14 protein-coding genes are annotated in these 19,166 nt (G+C 72.1%); 7 read left to right on the forward strand and 7 right to left on the reverse strand.

What is annotated here, in order from left to right; translation table 11 throughout:
- Positions 1–654 precede the first annotated feature (654 nt).
- Positions 655–2,394, reverse strand: coding sequence for a hypothetical protein (locus tag ACQEVU_RS41810; protein WP_433333802.1), 1,740 nt, complete (start codon positions 2,392–2,394; stop codon positions 655–657).
- A 127-nt stretch (positions 2,395–2,521) separates the two neighbouring features.
- On the reverse strand, positions 2,522–3,952 hold the full coding sequence (gene hflX / locus ACQEVU_RS41815; RefSeq protein WP_433333804.1) for a GTPase HflX: 1,431 nt from the start codon (positions 3,950–3,952) through the stop codon (positions 2,522–2,524).
- Positions 3,953–4,052: 100 nt separating this feature from the next.
- Here hflX and ACQEVU_RS41820 point away from each other — a divergent pair, with 100 nt between their 5' ends.
- A complete protein-coding gene (locus tag ACQEVU_RS41820) occupies positions 4,053–5,513 on the forward strand; it encodes an NAD-dependent malic enzyme (RefSeq protein WP_433333806.1) in 1,461 nt (486 codons plus the stop codon).
- Here the strand turns inward: ACQEVU_RS41820 and dapF are convergent.
- The 3 genes from dapF to ACQEVU_RS41835 are packed head-to-tail and all read right to left on the reverse strand — an operon-like array spanning position 5,504 to position 7,933.
- On the reverse strand, positions 5,504–6,358 hold the full coding sequence (gene dapF, locus ACQEVU_RS41825; RefSeq protein ID WP_433333808.1) for a diaminopimelate epimerase: 855 nt from the start codon (positions 6,356–6,358) through the stop codon (positions 5,504–5,506). The genes ACQEVU_RS41820 and dapF overlap by 10 nt on opposite strands.
- A 4-nt stretch (positions 6,359–6,362) precedes the next feature.
- A complete protein-coding gene (gene miaA, locus ACQEVU_RS41830; RefSeq protein WP_433333810.1) occupies positions 6,363–7,265 on the reverse strand; it encodes a tRNA (adenosine(37)-N6)-dimethylallyltransferase MiaA in 903 nt (300 codons plus the stop codon).
- On the reverse strand, positions 7,262–7,933 hold the full coding sequence (locus ACQEVU_RS41835; RefSeq protein ID WP_433333812.1) for a class III extradiol dioxygenase subunit B-like domain-containing protein: 672 nt from the start codon (positions 7,931–7,933) through the stop codon (positions 7,262–7,264). Before ACQEVU_RS41835 ends, miaA begins: the two co-directional genes overlap by 4 nt.
- A gap of 229 nt (positions 7,934–8,162) precedes the next feature.
- On the opposite strand from ACQEVU_RS41835, the gene ACQEVU_RS41840 reads away from it, so the two are divergent.
- On the forward strand, positions 8,163–9,371 hold the full coding sequence (locus ACQEVU_RS41840) for a DUF349 domain-containing protein (RefSeq protein WP_433333814.1): 1,209 nt from the start codon (positions 8,163–8,165) through the stop codon (positions 9,369–9,371).
- 864 nt (positions 9,372–10,235) lie between these two features.
- On the opposite strand, the gene miaB is transcribed toward ACQEVU_RS41840, so the two are convergent.
- On the reverse strand, positions 10,236–11,699 hold the full coding sequence (gene miaB / locus ACQEVU_RS41845; RefSeq protein WP_433333816.1) for a tRNA (N6-isopentenyl adenosine(37)-C2)-methylthiotransferase MiaB: 1,464 nt from the start codon (positions 11,697–11,699) through the stop codon (positions 10,236–10,238).
- 13 nt (positions 11,700–11,712) lie between these two features.
- On the reverse strand, positions 11,713–12,474 hold the full coding sequence (surE, locus tag ACQEVU_RS41850) for a 5'/3'-nucleotidase SurE (protein ID WP_433333818.1): 762 nt from the start codon (positions 12,472–12,474) through the stop codon (positions 11,713–11,715).
- Positions 12,475–12,630: 156 nt separating this feature from the next.
- Between surE and ACQEVU_RS41855 the strand changes: the two genes are divergently transcribed.
- From ACQEVU_RS41855 to ACQEVU_RS41875, 5 genes are all read left to right on the forward strand, one after another.
- Positions 12,631–13,377, forward strand: coding sequence for an amino acid ABC transporter ATP-binding protein (locus ACQEVU_RS41855; RefSeq protein ID WP_433333820.1), 747 nt, complete (start codon positions 12,631–12,633; stop codon positions 13,375–13,377).
- 116 nt (positions 13,378–13,493) lie between these two features.
- Positions 13,494–14,462 carry a transporter substrate-binding domain-containing protein gene (locus ACQEVU_RS41860; RefSeq protein ID WP_433333822.1) on the forward strand — a complete coding sequence of 323 codons (969 nt, stop codon included), beginning with the start codon at positions 13,494–13,496 and terminating at the stop codon, positions 14,460–14,462.
- 75 nt (positions 14,463–14,537) lie between these two features.
- Positions 14,538–15,194 (forward strand): amino acid ABC transporter permease, encoded by a 657-nt coding sequence (locus ACQEVU_RS41865; protein WP_433333824.1) that lies wholly within the window; start codon positions 14,538–14,540, stop codon positions 15,192–15,194.
- Positions 15,191–16,063 carry an amino acid ABC transporter permease gene (locus tag ACQEVU_RS41870; RefSeq protein ID WP_433333826.1) on the forward strand — a complete coding sequence of 291 codons (873 nt, stop codon included), beginning with the start codon at positions 15,191–15,193 and terminating at the stop codon, positions 16,061–16,063. Before ACQEVU_RS41865 ends, ACQEVU_RS41870 begins: the two co-directional genes overlap by 4 nt.
- 40 nt (positions 16,064–16,103) lie before the next feature.
- Positions 16,104–18,863 (forward strand): ABC transporter substrate-binding protein, encoded by a 2,760-nt coding sequence (locus ACQEVU_RS41875; protein ID WP_433333828.1) that lies wholly within the window; start codon positions 16,104–16,106, stop codon positions 18,861–18,863.
- Positions 18,864–19,166: the final 303 nt, after the last annotated feature.

Raw genomic sequence — 19,166 nt, forward strand, 5'->3', positions numbered from 1 at the left:
GGCCGGGCGTCCGGAGCCGGGCCACTGACCTGTGGACCACCCACCACATCGCAACCACCCGCGGGCCTTGAAGGCTTGGCGGGCGGCTGGGCCGGGCCAACGACCTGCGGGGCAGCGAGGCTCGGCGGCGCCCACTACACCGCAATCCCCGCCGGCCCGCAAGCAACCCGGCTCGCGGGCCGCAGGCACCCTCGGTCTGCGTGGCCGCGGTGACCCGTCCGGCAGCCCCTCCGGTGGCGCGGACAGCGGCGATCCACGATCCGCCCGTGCCGTGTGGCCATCCCCGGCCCGGCGGACACCGGCGCGCCGCGACGTCAGGGCTGCCACGGCGCCCTCCATGCCCGCGCGGCCACGGTCCTTCGCGATCACGCACGCGACACCGGCGGACGACCGGCCGCTCACGCCCGCCCCAACGTTCCACTCATCGCGCACGGCCGCGACACACGACGGGCGACCGGTCCGCATCGGGCAGGCGCGGCACGCCCGCCCCGACGTCGCGCTCGTCACGCAGGGCGCGGCCGCATGCCGACTCAATGCGGAACTCAAGGCCCGGCGGTGCGGGAAGCCGTCCGCGGGCGCGGCCGCTCGGGGCGGCGTCATGGCTCGGTCGTCGGTCAGCGACCTGATCGAGGCCGACCGGCGGCCCGAGTTCGGTCAGCGGCGCGGGGCGTAGCCGCGGTCGTAACCGCCGTAGTCGCCGCCGTAGCCGGCGTGCTCGCCGTAGCCGGGCTGATAGCCGTAGCCGCCGCGGTCTGGGCCGCGGCCGCCTCCGCCGCCGTACATGTTGCCGCCGCCCGAGCCTGAGCCGCCGCCTCCGTAGACGTTGCCGCCGCCGGGGCCGCGAGCGCCGCCGCGGTCCGAGCCGCCGCCGCCACCGTACGAGCCGCCGCCACCGCCACGGTCCGAGCCGCCGCCGCCACCGCCGTACGAGCCGCCGCGGTCCGAGCCGCCGCCTCCGCCACCGCCGCCGTAGACGCCGCCGCGGTCCGAGCCGCCGCCACCGCCGCCGTAGACGCCGCCGCGGTCCGAGCCGCCACCGCCACCGCCAGCGCCGTAGCCGCCGCGGTCCGGGCCGCTGCCACCGCCGCCGTACATGCCGCCGCGGTCTGAGGGGGCGCCGTAGACGTTGTTGCCGCGGTCGGGTGAGGAGCCGCGGGCGCCGTAGACGTTGCCCGGGGGGCCGAAGGGGGCGTCGTCGTAGGGCTGGGCGCCGCCGACCGTGGCCGGGATGTTGAACTCGTCCACGGGGGGCTCGGCCGAGCCGCGGATCGGGCCCGTGTTCGGGCCGGCGGCCCGGCGGGCGGCCCTTGAGCGGCGGATGCCGATGACGCCGGCGATGACCAGGCCCAGGCCGATGATGCCGATCGCGGCGACCGTATAGGTGATGTCCTGCAGCGTCAGCGACTGCAGGAACGACTTGTCCGCCGGCTTCGGGGCGGCGTTGCCCCCGGCGCCGGCGCCCGTCGCGGCGCTGATGTCCGTCGGGGTGTACTTCAGCAGCGGCGGGGCCTTCTTCGAGCTGTCCTGGTCGGACGCCGTGATGTAGTGCTTGCCGTCCGGGGTGTAGGTGATCGCCTCACCCTGAGGCTCGTTCGGCAGCGGGGTGATGCGGGGCTTGCCCGTCGTGATCGCCTTGATCACGTCGCCGCCCGAGACGTCGAACTCGTAGGCGTCGGAGTAGGTGCGGATCACGACCTTGGAGCCGTCGGGGCTCGCCGCGGCGCCGGTGACGAGCTTCCAGCCGAGCAGGCCCAGCGGGTTGGCCGTCTTCGTCTCCTGGGCGGTGAACGTGCCGACCTTCTTCAGCTTCACGAAGTTCTTCTCGTTGTTGGGCACGAGCGGGCCCTCGGGGACCCACACCTCGCTCGGCGGCGCCTTCGTGATGATGATCGGGGTGCCGTCGCCGTTGATCAGCAGGGCCTCGGCGTCGTGCTTCTTGCCGTCCGGATACGCCACGCGGTTGATCGTCGGCTGCTTCGCGCCCGCGGCCATCGTCCAGATGGCGACGCTCGGGCGCGGCTCCTTCTGGCCGCCGCTGTTCTCATCGTTGTCGCCGATGTCGGCGATGTACAGCATCCCGTTCTTGTCCATCGCGGCGTCCTCGGGATCCCGCGCCGTCGACGGATAGGTGATCGTGTTCACCAGCTTGCAGGAGTTGTCCAGGACGAAGATCTTCGGCTTGTTGCCGCCCGCCTGGCTGTCCTGGATCGCGTAGTAGCCGCTCTGCGTGGCGACCAGGCCCGAGATCTCGGTGACGTCCTTCGAGGACGGAGTGCAGACCGTCTGGCCGGGCGCCGCCGAGGGTGACGGTGCGTAAGCCGCGGCCGGTGCTGCGGAGACGCCGGCCGACAGAGCCATCACCGCGGCCGCACTGAGCACCACCCGTCGTCGCATCGCACAAGTTTGGCAGAGCCGGACCAGGATTGGGGATCCCCGGTCCGGCTGTCACTCGGTGTAACGGTTAACGACGACTCAGTGAAGTCACCCGGTGAAAGGCGCATTCGGCCGGGCAAGGGCGTAATCAGCCGATATAGGGCGCGAGTTCGGCCGCGAGGGCCTCCGTCACCCGGGCCCGCAGGCGGGTGCCCTCGGCCAGGTGTGAGGTCTCCAGCACCTCGCCGACCGAGTGCACGCGCGCGACGAGGTCGCCGCGCTCGTACGGCACCACGGCCGTCAGCTCGATCGCCGGCCACGGCAGCTTGCGCTCGATCGCGTCGCGCACGTCGGCGATGCCGGCGCCGGTTCGGGCCGAGGCGAAGACCGCGTCCGGCCACAGCCGCTTGAGCCGCAGCTGGGTCTCCTCGTCGGCGGCGTCGAGCTTGTTGATGACGAGCAGCTCCGGCACGGCGTCGGCGCCGACCTCGGCCAGGACCTCGCGGACCGCCCGGACCTGCGCCTCGGGGTCGGGGTGCGAACCGTCGACCACGTGCAGTACGAGATCGGCTTCGGCAACCTCTTCGAGGGTGGACCGGAACGCCTCGACCAGCTGGTGGGGCAGGTGGCGGACGAACCCGACCGTGTCGGACAGCGTGTAGACGCGCCCGTCGGCCGCCCGCGCGCGGCGGGTCGTGGTGTCCAGGGTGGCGAACAGCGCGTCCTCGACCAGGACGCCCGCCCCGGTCAGCCGGTTGAGCAGGCTGGACTTGCCGGCGTTGGTGTAGCCGGCGATGGCGACGGCCGGCACCCGGTTGCGCCGGCGGGTGGCGCGCTTGGTGTCGCGGATCGTGGCCATCGCGGCGATCTCGCGCTTGAGCCGCGAGATGCGGGTGCGGATGCGCCGCCGGTCGATCTCGAGCTTGGTCTCACCGGGGCCACGCAGGCCCACGCCGCCGTTGCCGCTGGCCGAACCGCCGGCCTGGCGGCTGAGCGCCTCACCCCAGCCGCGCAGGCGGGGCAGGAAGTACTGCAGCTGGGCCAGCTCGACCTGCGCCTTACCCTCCTTGCTCTTGGCGTGCTGGGCGAAGATGTCCAGGATCAGCGCCGTGCGGTCGATGACCTTGACGTTGACCTGCGACTCCAGGGTGCGCAGCTGCGACGGGGAGAGCTCGCCGTCGCAGATGACGGTGTCGGCGCCGCTGCTCTGCACCACGGCCCGCAGCTCGTCGACCTTGCCCCGGCCGATGAACGTGGACGGGTCGGGGCGGCCGCGGCGCTGGATGAGGCCGTCGAGCACCTGGCTGCCGGCCGTCTCGGCGAGCGCGGCCAGCTCGGTGAGCGAGTTTTCGGCGTCGGTGACGGTGCCCTCGGTCCAGACGCCGACCAGCACGACGCGCTCGAGGCGCAGCTGCCGGTACTCGACCTCGGTGATGTCCGTGAGCTCGGTGGACAGCCCGGCGACGCGGCGCAGGGCGTGCCGCTCCTCGAGTGCGAGATCTCCGTCGTCGAAGACCTCGTCCGCGTCGAACTCGTCTGCGGAATAGGTCGTCTGTGCGCGCAAGATGATCTCCTCCATGAGCGTGAACCCGTCAATCCTGTCACTTCGCGGCCGCGACGGCACTTGATATCCGCACCCGGGGCAGGGCGGGAGGGATGCGCAGGGTGAGAATGGGGTGGTGACACCAGCCACACACAGACTACCCAGCGCCGGGTTCTCCATCACCGTCCGTGTTTCCGTCATCGCCGACGCCTCGGCGATCGGCCGCCTGACCACCTCCGTCGGCGAGTCCGGCGGCATCGTCACCGCCGTCGACGTCGTCGACTCCGACAGCAACAACGTGGTCGTCGACCTCACCTGCGACACCGCCGACTCCGCCCACGCCGAACAGGTCGTCGCCGACCTCGAGAAGCTCGACGGCGTCGACGTGCGCAAGGTCTCCGACCGCACGTTCCTGCTGCACCTCGGCGGCAAGATCGAGGTGGCGCCGAAGGTGGCGCTGCGCAACCGCGACGAGCTGTCCCGCGCCTACACCCCCGGCGTGGCCCGGGTGTGCCTGGCGATCGCCGAAAACCCCGAGGACGCCCGCCGGCTGACGATCAAGCGCAACACCGTCGCCGTGGTCACCGACGGCTCCGCGGTGCTCGGCCTGGGCAACATCGGGCCGTACGCCGCCATGCCCGTCATGGAGGGCAAGGCCGCGCTGTTCAAGCGCTTCGGCGGGGTGGACGCCTGGCCCGTCGTGCTCGACACGCAGGACACCGAGCAGATCATCTCGATCGTGAAGGCGATCGCCCCGGCGTACGGGGGGATCAACCTCGAGGACATCGCCGCCCCGCGCTGCTTCGAGATCGAGGAGCGGCTGCGCGAGCAGCTGGACATCCCGGTCTTCCACGACGACCAGCACGGGACCGCGATCTGCGTGCTCGCCGCCCTCACCAACGCCCTGCGCGTCGTGGGCAAGCCGATCGGGAAGGTCCGGGTCGTGGTCAGCGGGGCCGGGGCCGCCGGTACGGCGATCATCAAGCTCCTGCTGCGCCAGGGCGTCGGCGACGTGATCGCGACGGACCGCCCGGGCGCGCTGCACCGCGGCATGACCGGGCTCTCGGGCAGCTGGCAGTGGCTGGTGGAGCACACCAACCGGGACAACTACGCGGGCGACCTGCGCGGCGCGGTGCGCGGGGCCGACGTGTTCATCGGGGTGAGCGCGCCCAACCTGCTCACCGGCGACGACATCGCCACGATGGCGCCCGACTCGATCGTGTTCGCGCTGGCCAACCCCGACCCGGAGGTCGACCCCCGGGAGGCCCGCGAGCACGCCGCGATCGTGGCGACCGGCCGCTCCGACCAGCCCAACCAGATCAACAACGTGCTCGCGTTCCCGGGCGTCTTCCGGGGCATGCTCGACGCGCAGGCGCGCGAGTTCACCGACGCGATGGCCCTGGCCGCCGCGCGGGCGATCGCCGACTCGGTCGGCGAGGACAAGCTCAACCCGACCGTGATCGTGCCGAGCGTGTTCGACGCGCGGGTCGCCCCGGCCGTCGCGGCGGCGGTGCGGGCCGCCGCCAAGGGCCCGCAGCTCGACTCGACCCCGGACGGCATCAGCGTCGCCGGGCCGGAGGCCGACGGTCAGGAGTAGGTGGGCGCCAGCTGGCGGATGGCCTGCGCGTCGACGTCGCCGTGGGCGACGATGACCGCGGGCCCCCGCAGCCGGAACTCCGACGGCGTCGAGGTCGCGGTGAGCCGCCCGCCGGGCAGGTCGACGACGACCACGCCGCCGTCGAGGCCGGCGTGGTGCAGCGCGACCGCCGCGACCGCGCACGCGCCCGAGCCGCACGACTGGGTCTCGCCGGAGCCGCGCTCGTACACCCGCATCCGCCGGTACAGGTCGGCGCCGGCCGGCGCCGGGCCCACCGCGGCGAACTCGACGTTCACCCCGGCCGGGAAGATCAGCGGGTCGATCTCGGGCGCCCGGGTCAGGTCGAGCCGCTCCAGGGTCGGCTCGTCGACGGCGCAGACCAGGTGCGGGTTGCCCACGTCGACCGCCGTGCCGGTGAAGGTGGTGCCGTTGGTGGCGGCCTCGCTCTGGACGTACACCCGGGGGATCGGCATCCCGGCCGAGATCTCCTCGCCCATGGTGACCGGCACCACTCCCGCGCGGGTGACCAGGTCGAACGAGCCCTCCGGGTCGACCAGGCCGGCCTCGGCGAGGTACCGGGCGTAGACGCGCACCCCGTTGCCGCACATCTCCGCCTGCGACCCGTCGGCGTTCCAGTAGTCCATGAACCACTCGGCGCCGGCGGCGGAGGCCTCGGCATCGGGGTGGGCGGCGCTGCGCACCACGCGCAGCACGCCGTCGGCGCCGATGCCGCGGCGCCGGTCGCACAGGGCGGCGACGAGGGCCGGGGTCAGCGGCAGGGTGCCGTCGGGGTCGGGCAGGATGACGAAGTCGTTGCCCGTGCCGTGGCCTTTCGCGAAGCGCATGGCGTCAATCTTGCCGCACGGTGCGCAGCGCCGCCTGCGTGATGTCCGCCGCCGCGCCGTCGAGCCACCGGATCCGGTCGTCGCGGCGGAACCACGAGCGCTGCCGCCGCACGAACCGCCGCGTGGCCCGGACCGTCTCCGCGCGCGCTTCGTCGGCCCCGCACTCTCCGTCCAGATATTGCATGATTTGGCGGTACCCCAAAGCCCCGCCGGCCGTGCGACCCTCCCGCAGCCCTTGGCCCAGCAGCCCGCGCACCTCGTCGACGAAGCCCGCCGCCCACATCGCGTCGACGCGGGCCCCGATGCGCTCGTCGAGGACCGCCGTGTCCACGTCGACGCCGATCTGCAGGGCGTCGTACACCGGCCGCGGCTCGGGCAGCGCCGCCGTGAAGGTCGTGCCGGTCAGCGCGTTCACCTCGAGCGCCCGCACGATGCGCCGGCCGTTGCTGGGCAGGATGCGCCCGGCCGCGACCGGGTCGGCCGCCTGAAGCCGGGCGTAGAGCGGCGCCGGCCCGGCCTCGGCGAGCTCGCGCTCCAGCTCGGCGCGCAGCTGCGGGTCGGTGCCCGGGAAGTCGAAGTCCTCGAGGACGGCGCGGACGTACAGCCCGGAGCCGCCGACGAGCAGCGGCACCCGGCCGCGGGCGGCGATGTCGTCGATCGCGGCGCGGGCCAGGCGCTGGTAGACGGCGACGCTGGCCGGCTCGGTGACGTCCCAGATGTCCAGGACGTGGTGCGGCACGCCGGCCCGCTCGGCGATCGTGAGCTTGGCGGTGCCGATGTCCATCCCGCGGTACAGCTGCATGGAATCGGCATTGACGACCTCGCCGCCGAGGGCGTCCGCGAGCCGCAGGCTCAGCGCCGACTTGCCCGCGGCCGTCGGCCCGACGATCGCGAGGACACGCGTCATACCCACGACGCCACGAAGTAACCGACCCCGTACGGAGCGGAGTCGTACAACAGCTCCCCGGTCATCGGCCGCCCGGCCGCGCCCGCGAGGACCTGCCAGGGCGCCCGGCCCGCGGCGAGCAGCTCGGCCGCCTCACCCGGATCGATCGCGGCCAGCCCGGCGGCGTCGGCCTTGGCCAGGGCGGACGCGACGGCGGCGTCGAAGGCCTCGGCGCGCGGGTCGAAGTACCCGGGCGCCTTCTCGGTACGGCACGCGGAGCCGTCGCCGAGCACCAGCAGCCCGACCCGCTCGGCCTCGCCGGCGAGCGCCCGGCCGAGCGCGGCGCACTCCTCGGGCGCGGCGTCGGCGGCGACGCTCTGGAAGTTTCCGGCGTCCGGGGCCAGCCACGCGCCGATGAGCAGGCTGAGCGGGAGCTGCTCCCCCGATGGATCACCCACCGGCAGATCGATACCCCACGGGAACAGGGTTCCCCCAAAGGGGGGTATGCGGCGTACCGTCGTGGTATCGGCACCGACGACGATGAGCAAGTCGACCGAGGCGTTGTTCAGGCGCGCCACCGCGGCGCGACAGGCAGCCCGCAGGTCGTCGAGCTCGCCCGCCGCCCCGGCGGCCACTTCCGGCACGAGCAGTGGTGGATGTGGGCAGACCGCGGCGGCGACGAGTGACACGGCCTAACGTTATCGGGGACGGTCTCTTTGCAGCCGCGGAGGGCGGCATGGCCGGCGACGGTCAGGCCGCAGGGCCTGTGAATGGCACCGGAATGGTCACGGTTCGGCCGCAGGCCCTCGACCGGCCCCGGGGCACACCTGTGACAATGCCCTGGGGAACTTTGCTGTGCGATGGCGGCGTGACGGTGGGATACCCGATCCTACGGGCGCCGGGAGCGAGGATGGGCAGATGAGCGACCCTACGGAGTTTGGACGGATCGACGCCGACGGCAACGTCTTCGTGAAGACGGCCGCCGGTGAGCGGGCCATCGGGTCCTGGCAGGCCGGGACACCCGAAGAGGGCCTGGCCCACTTCGCGCGCCGGTATGCCGACCTGGTGACCGAGGTCGATCTGATCGAGGCGCGACTCGGCAGCGGGGCCGCCGACGCCGGCCAGTCACTGTCCACCATCCGCCGCCTGCGCAGTGGCCTGGACGAGGCCCACGTCGTCGGCGACATCGACGGGCTCGCGGCACGCCTGGACAAGCTCACGTCGATCGCGGAGGAGAAGGCCGGCGCCGCCCGGGCCGCCCGCGACGCGGCCCGCGCCGAGTCGCTCGCCCGCAAGACCGCGCTGGTCGAGGAGGCAGAGCTCATCGCGGCCGACGCGACCGGCTGGAAGACGGCCGGCGACCGGCTCAAGGAGATCCTCGACGAGTGGAAGTCGATCCACGGCGTCGAGAAGAAGGCCGAGAGCGAGCTGTGGAAGCGCTACGCGGCCGCCCGCGACGCCTTCACCCGCCGCCGCGGCGCCCACTTCGCGACCCTCGACGCCTCGCGCAAGCAGGCCCAGGGCCGCAAGGAGGAGCTCGTCGTCGAGGCCGAGGGCCTGTCGGAGTCCACGGAGTGGAACGCGACGGCCGCCCGCCTCAAGGAGCTCATGACCGAGTGGAAGACCGCCCCGCGCGCCGCGAAGGACACCGAGCAGAAGCTCTGGGAACGCTTCCGCGCCGCCCAGGACGCCTTCTTCAAGCGCCGCAGCGAGGTCTTCTCCGCGCGCGACGCCGAGTTCAAGGGCAACCTCGAGCGCAAGCAGGAGCTCCTGGCCCAGGCCGAGGCCCTCGACATCGACGGCGACCCGAAGGGCGCGCAGAACAAGCTGCGCGAGCTCCAGGGCACCTGGCACGAGGTCGGCCGCGTCCCCCGCGAGTCGCAGGCGGGCCTCGACCGTCGCCTGCGCGCCGTCGAGGACAAGGTCAAGGCCGCGATGGACGCCGCGTGGCGCCGCACCCCGCCGGAGGCCAGCCCGCTGCTCGCCCAGATGCGCGAGCAGGTGGCCCGGGCGGAGCAGCAGCTGGCGAGCGCCCAGGCCGCCGGCGACCAGCGCCGCATCCGGGAGGCCGAGAAGGCCCTGGAGTCGAAGCGCAAGTTCCTGGCGATGGCGGAGCACACCGGCTGACGGACTTCCCCAGTGACGGGCTCGCCCGTCCGACATAGAAAAGTTGACCACTACACGCCACGTGCGTGTAGTGGTCAACGCTTTTCTGCCCTCGTGCACGAACCCTCATACCGCCCTGCACGCTGGCTTTTGCGACAAGTCGGGCGCTGGCGCGCCACGACTTGTCGGATTTATACCCTGACAGGCGACTTTTCCGCACGGAAGCCGCCCGGCGGGCGGACCACTCCGGCGGCGACGGCCGAGGGCCGGCGCAGAGCGCGAGGGAAGCGACGTTGCCGCTCCATGGTCATGAAAGTCGATGAGGGACAAATCGGACAACGCCATGATCCGAGACCGTTGATGCGCCCCGTTCCCCCAACCACGCCGCGTTGGCGCTCGCAGAAGGCCCCCGACCCGCCACGGGCGCCCAACCGCCGACCACGACACACGGCACCCACGCAGGCCGCCAACCCCGCAGCCGACCCGCCACGGGCGCCCAACCGCCGACCACGACACACGGCACCCACGCAGGCCGCCAACCCCGCAGCCGACCCGCCACGGGCGCCCAACCGCCGACCACGACACACGGCACCCACGCAGGCCGCCAACCCCGCAGCCGACCCGCCACGGGCGCCCAACCGCCGACCACGACACACGGTGCCCGCGCAGGCCGCTCGACTCTGCCGGCCATGGCACGCCGGCGCCGGTTCGGGGCCGGCGGCGCGGTCGCCCAGCCCGCCGGCCAGTCTGGCCATCCGTGGCGGGCCAACCGCTCGACCCCAGGAACCTTTCGCCCGGATTTATGACCTGACGGGGTATAAATCCGACAAGTCGTGGCGCGCCAGCGCCCGACTTGTCGCAAAAGCCCGGCCGCAGAACGAGCGATCAGCAGTGGGTGGCGGGCTGCGGCGGCGGGGCGCCGATCGTCGGCATGCCCAGCTTCACCCCCGGCGTCCGCGTCACCTGGCCCGACTCCCAGGCGTCGCCGGCCCGAGTCCGGCGATGCGAGACGAGCGCCCCATCCGCATTGAGGTGGTGCGGCGCCGCGTACGTGACCGTCGTGTGGACGACGTCCCCCGGCCGGATGCCGGCATCGGAAGGCGCGGCGAAGTGGACAAGCCGCCCGTCCCGGGCACGCCCCGAAAGGCGACCGGTCGAGGTGTCCTTGCGCCCCTCGCCGACCGCGACCAGAACCTCAAGCGTCGAGCCGACCAGCCTCTTGTTCTCCGCCCACGAGATCTCCTCGAGCGTGGCGATCAGCCGGTCGTAGCGCTCCTGCACGACCGCCTTCGGCACCTGGGCGTCCATCGTGGCGGCGGGCGTGCCGGGCCGCTTGGAGTACTGGAACGTGAAGGCGCTGGAGTACCGCGCGGCGCGCACGACGTCCAGGGTCTGCTCGAAGTCGGCGTCCGTCTCGCCGGGGAAGCCGACGATGATGTCCGTGGTGATCGCGGCGTCCGGCATCGCGGCGCGGACCTTGTCGATGATGCCGAGGTACTTCTCCGCCCGGTACGAGCGGCGCATCGCCCGCAGGACCGTGTCGGAGCCCGACTGCAGCGGCATGTGCAGCGAGTGGCAGACGTTCGGCGTCTCGGCCATCGCGGCGATGACGTCGTCGGTGAAGTCCTTCGGGTGCGGGCTGGTGAACCGCACCCGCTCCAGGCCGTCGACGGTGCCGCAGGCGCGCAGGAGCTTGCCGAAGGCGTAGCGGTCGCCGAACTCGACGCCGTACGAGTTCACGTTCTGGCCCAGCAGGGTGACCTCGAGGACGCCCTCGGCGGCCAGGGCGCGCACCTCGGCCAGGATGTCGCCGGGGCGGCGGTCCTTCTCCTTGCCGCGCAGCGCCGGCACGATGCAGAACGTGCAGGTGTTGTTGCAGCCGACGGAGATCGACACCCAGCCGGCGTAGGTCGACTCGCGGCGGGTCGGCAGCGTGGACGGGAAGACCTCGAGCGACTCGAGGATCTCGACCTCGGCGGCGGCGTTGTGGCGGGCGCGCTCGAGCAGCACCGGCAGCGAGCCGATGTTGTGCGTGCCGAACACGACGTCCACCCAGGGCGCCTTTTTCACGATCTCGCCGCGGTCCTTCTGCGCCAGGCAGCCGCCAACGGCGATCTGCATGCCGGGGTGGGCGAGCTTGGTCGGGCGCAGGTGGCCGAGGTTGCCGTACAGCCGGTTGTCGGCGTTCTCCCGCACCGCGCACGTGTTGAACACGACGACGTCGGGCTCGCCGTCGCCGGCCGCCGGCACGTAGCCGGCCTCCTCCAGCAGGCCGGAGATGCGCTCGGAGTCGTGCGCGTTCATCTGGCAGCCGTAGGTCACGACGCGGAAGGTGCGGGTGTCAGTCATGGCGGCACAAATACTAACCCCCTACATGCTCACCGGCCGTATCCACGAGCCCGGGCAGCTCCACGTCGGCGGCCTCGCCCGGCGGGAAGAGCGGCGTGACCGCCACGTACCCGTCCAGCAGCCAGCCGTCGTCACTGCCGGGCTCGGCCACGTCGCCGACCTGTTCGAGCGACATGCGCACGAACCCCTCGCCGCGCTCGCGCAGCGTCATCTGCACCATGCCGAACTCGGCCAGGTGGGCGCGCCGGATGCCGCGCACGTACCCCGCCTCGACGTCGGGCACGTTGACGTTGAGGACGAACGGGCCGGTGAGCAGCGGCAGCAGGTCCACGGCGACCTCGGCCGCGGTCGCCCAGTGCGGCTCGGGGCCGGTGGCGTCGAGCGACACCGCCATCGCCCGGCAGCCGTTGGCCACGGCGGTGAGGGCCGCGCCGACGGTGCCGGAGTGCAGCACGGCGGCGCCGGTGTTGGGGCCCCGGTTGATGCCGGACAGCACGACGTCGGGCGGCTCGCCGAAGGCGCCCCGCGTGGCGAGCAGGACGATGAACGCCGGAGTGGCGGAGACCGCAAAGGCCGCAGGTGTACCCACAATCACCGCCTCTTGCATCGCGATGTGCCCGTCGGCCTCGACGGCCAGCAGCGCGGCGCTCGAGCCGCTGGACTCCTCGGCCGGGGCGGCGACGATCACCTCGTGCCCGGCCGCCGCGGCCGCCGCGGCCAGGGCGTGCAGCCCGGGGCTGTCGATGCCGTCGTCGTTGGTCACCAGAATGCGCATGCCGCCTAGTGTGACCAAAAGCGTCGTGTCGGGCACTCCGCACGCAAATCGGCTGTCGTTATCGCCCCGTGACCACTGTGTCGCGGATCAAGGCCCTTTGCCCCGCTAACGTCGTTCGCACCGAAGAGCGACGAGTATCGCTAGGCAGTGGGGCGGATGATGACGGACGAGCCTTTGATCGTGCTCAGTGGCGTGAACAAGTGGTTCGGCGAGCTGCACGTGCTGAAGGACATCAACCTGTCGATCGGACGGGGCGAGGTCGTCGTCGTGGTGGGCCCGTCCGGGTCGGGCAAGTCGACGCTCTGCCGGGCGATCAACCGGCTGGAGCCGATCAACCAGGGCGAGATCGTCTTCGACGGGACCCGGCTGCCCGAGGAGGGCCGGCCGCTGGCGCGGCTGCGCAGCGAGGTCGGCATGGTCTTCCAGTCGTTCAACCTGTTCGCGCACAAGACCGTGCTCGAAAACGTGATGATCGGCCCGATCAAGGTCCGCAAGGAGAAGTCGGCCGTGGTCCGGGAGCGGGCGATGAGCCTGCTCGACCGGGTCGGCATCGGCACCCAGGCGGAGAAGTACCCGGCACAGCTGTCGGGCGGCCAGCAGCAGCGCGCGGCGATCGCGCGCGCGCTGGCCATGCAGCCCAAGGCGATGCTCTTCGACGAGCCGACCAGCGCGCTGGACCCGGAGATGGTCGGCGAGGTGCTCGACGTGATGACCGGCCTGGCCCGCGACGGCATGACGATGGTCGTCGTCACCCACGAGATGGGCTTCGCCCGCCACGCGGCCAACCGGGTCGTGTTCATGGCCGACGGCCAGCTGGTCGAGGAGGCGGAGCCGGCGGAGTTCTTCGCCAACCCGCGCAGCGACCGCGCGAAGGACTTCCTCTCAAAGATCCTCACCCACTGACATTCCGGCACACACATCTCGGCACACGAGAACCGGCGCGCCACACCCGGCGCGCCCAGAGGCCGCCCGGTACGCCGCCGGACGGCCATGAGGTAATGGAAGGAGCAGGGCAGAACATGCGAATCACGCGAGTCGCGGCCTTCGCCGCAGTCGCCACGCTTTCGCTCGGCCTCGCCGCATGCGGCAAGGAGGGCACTCCCACGCCCGAGGCGCCGGCCGGCCAGTCCGGCGCGCCGGCCGCGCAGGGTGACGCCTGCACGTCGTCGGGCACGTCGTTCACGCCGGCCACCGGCGTCGACATCGCGGGCAGCCCCACGTTCGCGAAGATCAAGTCGGCCGGCAAGGTCGTCATCGGCGTCAAGTTCGACCAGCCGAACCTCGGCTACAAGGACGCCTCGGGCAAGCGCTGCGGCTTCGACATCGAGATCGCCCAGCTGATCGCGTCGAAGCTCGGCATCGACCCGGCGAAGATCGAGTACAAGGAGGTCGCCTCGGCCAACCGCGAGACGGCGATCAAGGGCGGCGAGGTCGACTACTACGTCGGCACGTACTCGATCACCGACAAGCGCAAGGCCGACGTCTCCTTCGCCGGCCCGTACTTCGTCGCCGCGCAGGACCTGCTGGTGCGCAAGGACGACACGTCCATCACCGGCTCGGACACGCTCAAGGGCAAGAAGGTGTGCTCGGCGACCGGCTCGACCCCGATCCAGCGGGTGCGCGACCAGAAGCTGACCGACCCGGGCGGCAGCATCGTGGAGTTCAAGACCTACTCCGAGTGCGTCTCGCAGCTGCTGGACAAGAAGGTCGACGCCGTCACCACCGACGACGCGATCCTCAAGGGCTACGCCGCGCAGAACCCGAGCGCGCTCAAGGTCGTCGGCAAGCCGTTCACCGACCCCGCGACCGGCAAGCCGTACCCGGAGAAGTACGGCATCGGCCTGGCCCACGACGACAAGGCCCTGCGCGACTTCGTCAACGCCGCGCTGGAGCAGGCCGAGTCGGACGGCACCTGGCAGAAGATCTACGACGGCACGCTGGGCAAGTCGGGCTCCCCGGCCACGGCTCCCGCGCTCGAGAAGTACTGATGCAGTGACCGGGACGCCGCTCCGCGAGGGGCGGCGTCCCACCACATTCGGCGAAGACCTTCCGATGGGCAGCGGATGAACGACTTTCTACACGTCCTCACGGACAACTGGGACATCATCGGGTCACACTTCCTGACCACGATCGAGCTGTTCCTGATCGCCGCGGTGGGTTCGCTGGTCGTCGGCACCCTGCTCACCGCGATGCGCGTCTCCCCCGTCCCGGCGCTGCGCGCGTTCGGCACCTCGTACGTGCTGCTGCTGCGCAACACCCCGCTGACGCTGGTGTTCGCGCTGCTGGTGTTCGCGGTGCCGAAGCTCGACGTCACCCTGGACTACTTCCCCGCGGCGTGCGTCGCGCTCATCGCCTACACCAGCGCGTTCGTGTGCGAGGCGCTGCGCTCCGGCATCAACACGGTGCCCGTCGGGCAGGCCGAGGCCGCCCGCGCGCTCGGCATGACGTTCACGCAGGTGCTGTCCAACGTCGTGCTGCCGCAGGCGTTCCGCACGGTGGTGCCGCCGATGATCAGCGTGTACAACGCCATGCTGAAGAACACCACGATCGCGGCCGGCTTCTCGGTCGCCGAGGCGGGCGCGATCCAGGCGTACCTGTCCGAGCGCAGCGAGAACCAGATCTACGTCCTGCTGTGGGTCGCGATCGGCTTCCTGATTCTGGTGGTACCGCTGATCGCGCTGCAGCGGATGCTCGAGCGGCGCTGGAGGGTCGCACGATGACCAACGTCCTGTACGACCTGCCCGGCCCGAAGGCGCGGCTGCGCAACCGGATCCTCGGCGTCGTGAGCGTCGTCGCGATCGTGGCGCTGCTGGCGTACATCGTCAAGCGCTTCAACGACACCGGCCAGTTCGACTCCATCAAGTGGCAGCAGTTCGAGTACAAGGCCATCCAGGACCAGCTCCTCGACGGCTACCTCACCACGCTGCGGGCGGCCGGCGCGGCCGCGGTCCTGGCGCTGGTGCTCGGGGCGCTGCTGGCCACCGCGCGGCTGAGCGACCACGTCGCGTTCCGCGCGCCGTCGACGTTCGTGGTCGAGCTGTTCCGCGCGATCCCGCTGCTGATCCTCATCTTCTTCGCCTACTACGGCCCCATCCAGCTGGGCTATAAGGTCGATCCGTTCTGGCCGCTGGTGATCGGCCTCACGCTGTACAACGGCTCCGTGCTCGCCGAGATCTTCCGCGCCGGCATCATCTCCGTCGCGAAGGGCCAGTCGGAGGCGGCCTACGCGCTGGGCATGCGCAAGACGCAGGTGATGTGGTCGATCCTGCTGCCGCAGGCCGTGCGGGCCATGCTGCCGGCCATCGTCAGCCAGCTCGTCGTGCTGCTCAAGGACACCGCGCTGGGCTTCATCATCCAGCTGCCGGAGCTGCTGTACGTCGGCAAGCAGATCGGCGGCCGGCTGCCGTTCGGCCTGCCGTACGTCCCGAGCTACCTCGTCGTCGCCGCGATCTACATCACCACCTGCGGCCTGTTGTCCTGGTTTGCGTTCTGGCTGCAGAAACGCCTGGCTCGGGGCCGGCGGCGCAAGACGACGGCCGCACCGGTGCCGCTGACCGTGGACAGTGGGTCGGCGGGCCCGGCACTTTGAGTTGATTGGCAAGGTTGCGCCCGGTGCGTACGCTGCGCGAGTGGCGGACACCGGCTTCAGGTTGGGCATCGACTTCGGCACCTCAAACACCGTCGCGGTCCTGCGCTGGCCGGACGGGCGCGCCAAGCCGCTGCTCTTCGACGGCACCCCGTTGCTGCCGTCGGCGGTGTACGTCAACGCCGACGGCACGATCCTCACCGGGCGTGACGCCGTGCACTCCGCGCGGCTGCAGCCGCACCGGTTCGAGCCCTACCCGAAGCGCCGCATCGAGGAGGGCACCGTCTGGCTCGGCGAGCGCGACGTGCCCGTCGCCGAGCTCGTCACGACGGTGCTGCGCCGGGTCGCCAACGAGGCCGAGCGGGTCGCCGGCGCCAAGATCTCCCACGTCACGATGACCCACCCGGCGGCCTGGCCGCCGCAGCGGCGCCAGACGCTGTCGCAGGCCGCCGTCGCCGCCGGGCTGCCGGCCCCGCTGCTGGCCTCCGAGCCGGTCGCCGCCGCCTCCTACTTCGTCTCCACCGTCGGCGCGCACGTGCCCGTCGGCGGGATCGCCGTCGTCTACGACTTCGGCGCCGGCACGTTCGACGCGAGCGTGGTGCGCCGCAACGCCGGCGGGGGCTTCGACGTGCTCGCGAGCGAGGGCCTGCCCGACGCCGGCGGGCTGGACGTCGACGCGGCCGTGGTGGCGTACCTCGGCCGGAACTTCGCCGACCGCGAGGGCGACAACTGGCGCCGGCTCACCAACCCGGAGTCCGAGGCCGACCGCCGCGCCGCCTGGCAGCTGTGGGAGGACGCGCGGCTGGCCAAGGAGATGCTCAGCCGCGCCGCCACCACCTACGTCCACGTGCCGCTGTTCGACGAGAGCGTGCCGATCGGCCGCGAGCAGCTCGAGCAGCTGGCCGGCCCGATCCTCGCCCGCACGGTGACGGCGACCCAGATCGCGGTGACCGCCGCGGCGCTGGGTGAGCGCAAGGTGTCGGCGGTGTTCCTCGTCGGCGGCTCCAGCCGCATCCCGCTCGCGGCGACGCTGCTGCACCGCGCGATGGGGCTCGCCCCGACCGCGATCGAGCAGCCCGAGCTGGTCGTCGCCGAGGGCGCGCTGCACCTGGCCCCGCCGACCGGGCGCGCCCCGGTCGCGGGCGCCGCCGGCGGGGCGTCCTCGCCGATCTCCGGCCCGCCGGCCTCGGGCGGCCCGCGGGCCGAGGCGTCCCCGACGCCGGTTTCGGGCGCCCCGGTCTCCGGCCAGCCCGTCTCGCCGGCGTTCAGCATGCCGTCGAACACGCCGCACCTGCCGCCGCTGCTGCAGACCGCCTCGATGCAGGTCGTGCCGCCCGTCACGACGCCGCCGGCGCACACGGTCCCCACCCAGCCGACGTCCCCGCCCGCGCAGCGCCCGGCCGGTTACCCGCCGCAGCAGCGGCCGGCCCAGCCCGTCTCGGGGCAGCCCGTCTCGGGCCAGCCGGTCTCGCCCGTGCACCCGGCCGCGTACGCGCAGCAGCAGCGCCCGATCGTCCCGCAGCAGCCGGTCGCCCAGCCCGGCGGCCCGGCGGTCGGCGCGCCGTCGTGGCCGGTGACGGCTCCCGCCGTACCGCCGCAGAAGCAAGGGCGCGGAGGACTCGTCGCGGCCGTCGGCGGCGGCGCCCTCGCGCTGATCCTCGTGATCGCCGGGATCGTGTGGGCGGTCAACCGGGGCGACGACAACAACCCGGGCGGGAGCGGGGGCCCGTCGGACCAGGCCGGCCCCGCGGCGCCGGCCTGCGGCAAGAAGATCGGCTACCTGGGCAAGTCCAGCGGCGACAACTCCGACGACGGCGTCCTGCTGCGCAACAGCGTCAAGCTCGCCATCGCCGACTGGAACGACAAGAACCCCAACTGCCACGTCGACTTCAAGGAGTTCGACACCACCGGCTCCGACGACGGCGCGAAGTCGAAGGCGCAGGCCGCCGTCGACGACCCGCTGGTCGTCGGCCTCGTCGGCCCCGTGTACGACAACGAGATCATGGCCTCCGGCAAGATCCTCGACGACGCCAAGCTGCCGATGATGCTCACGTTCGACTCCGACATGAAGGTCTCCAAGCAGGGCTGGAGCGTGTTCCACCGCATCATCGCCGACGAGGAGGACCAGGCCCAGGCCGGCGCCCGGTACCTGAAGAACACGCTCAAGGTGACGAAGGTCGCCATCGTGTACGACGACTCCGACTTCGGCACGACAGGCCGCCAGGAGGTCTCCAACGGGCTCGGCGCGGCCGCCGGCCAGTTCGTGCAGATCCGCCAGGCCGACACGGACTTCACCTCGGCGGTCAAGCAGGTCACCGACTCCAACGCCGACGCGGTGTACTTCGCCGGCGAGTCCACCGACGGCACCGCCTTCGTGAAGGCCCTGCGCACCGCGAAGCCCACGATGCCGGTCGTCGCCTCGGACGCGCTGTTCACGCAGGAGTTCGTGAGCGGCACGGGCGGCAAGGCCGACGGCGTGGTCATCACCGCACCGTGCGTCCCCTCCAACGACGCCGGCAACGACTACGCCTCGAAGTACCGCGGCGCATACGGCCAGGCGGCCAGCTACTACGGCCCGGAGGCCTACGACGCCGCCGCGGTGTACCTGGACGGCCTGAAGGCCGGCAACGGCACCCGCGAGCAGATGCAGAAGTTCCTGTCGACGTACAACGGCAAGGGCGTCACGACGGGCCGCCAGATCAAGTTCGACGGCAGCGGCAACCTGGCGGTGCCGGACCCGGTGATCTGGGCGTTCAAGGTCCAGAAGGACGGCGTCCAGAAGGACTCGGTGATCGCCCCGTAGCGCGAACCCGGCCCGCGCTCCTCCGGTTGCGCGCGGGCCGGCTCTCGACGCCTTCGGGGCCGTTTGCCGCACTGTCTCTCGACTCTCGACTCTCGACGGCCTTCGGCGTGCCGGCGCGCCTTCAATCGCCACCAGCGCGCGGGTCGGGCGCGGGAGCGTTCGGTGCCCGGGCCGCGTGCACGGGGCGCCTTCGGCGGGCGGGCCGGGTGCGCGACCGCCTTCGGCGTGCGGGCGTTTTGAACGGATAAATCCGGACGCTGGCGCGTCCGGATTTATCCGACATTTCGTATATGCGGCGTCCGC

The organism is Dactylosporangium sp. CA-139066, assembly GCF_050936175.1.
Taxonomy (GTDB): Bacteria; Actinomycetota; Actinomycetes; order Mycobacteriales; family Micromonosporaceae; genus Dactylosporangium.

Excerpts from the sequence above, each read along its gene's own strand:
- ACQEVU_RS41810 (WP_433333802.1), bottom strand. The coding sequence starts at position 2,394 with ATGCGACGACGGGTGGTGCTCAGTGCGGCCGCGGTGATGGCTCTGTCG.
- hflX (WP_433333804.1), bottom strand. The coding sequence starts at position 3,952 with ATGGAGGAGATCATCTTGCGCGCACAGACGACCTATTCCGCAGACGAG.
- dapF (WP_433333808.1), bottom strand. The coding sequence starts at position 6,358 with ATGCGCTTCGCGAAAGGCCACGGCACGGGCAACGACTTCGTCATCCTG.
- miaA (WP_433333810.1), bottom strand. The coding sequence starts at position 7,265 with ATGACGCGTGTCCTCGCGATCGTCGGGCCGACGGCCGCGGGCAAGTCG.
- ACQEVU_RS41840 (WP_433333814.1), top strand. The coding sequence starts at position 8,163 with ATGAGCGACCCTACGGAGTTTGGACGGATCGACGCCGACGGCAACGTC.
- miaB (WP_433333816.1), bottom strand. The coding sequence starts at position 11,699 with ATGACTGACACCCGCACCTTCCGCGTCGTGACCTACGGCTGCCAGATG.
- surE (WP_433333818.1), bottom strand. The coding sequence starts at position 12,474 with ATGCGCATTCTGGTGACCAACGACGACGGCATCGACAGCCCCGGGCTG.
- ACQEVU_RS41855 (WP_433333820.1), top strand. The coding sequence starts at position 12,631 with ATGATGACGGACGAGCCTTTGATCGTGCTCAGTGGCGTGAACAAGTGG.
- ACQEVU_RS41860 (WP_433333822.1), top strand. The coding sequence starts at position 13,494 with ATGCGAATCACGCGAGTCGCGGCCTTCGCCGCAGTCGCCACGCTTTCG.
- ACQEVU_RS41865 (WP_433333824.1), top strand. The coding sequence starts at position 14,538 with ATGAACGACTTTCTACACGTCCTCACGGACAACTGGGACATCATCGGG.
- ACQEVU_RS41870 (WP_433333826.1), top strand. The coding sequence starts at position 15,191 with ATGACCAACGTCCTGTACGACCTGCCCGGCCCGAAGGCGCGGCTGCGC.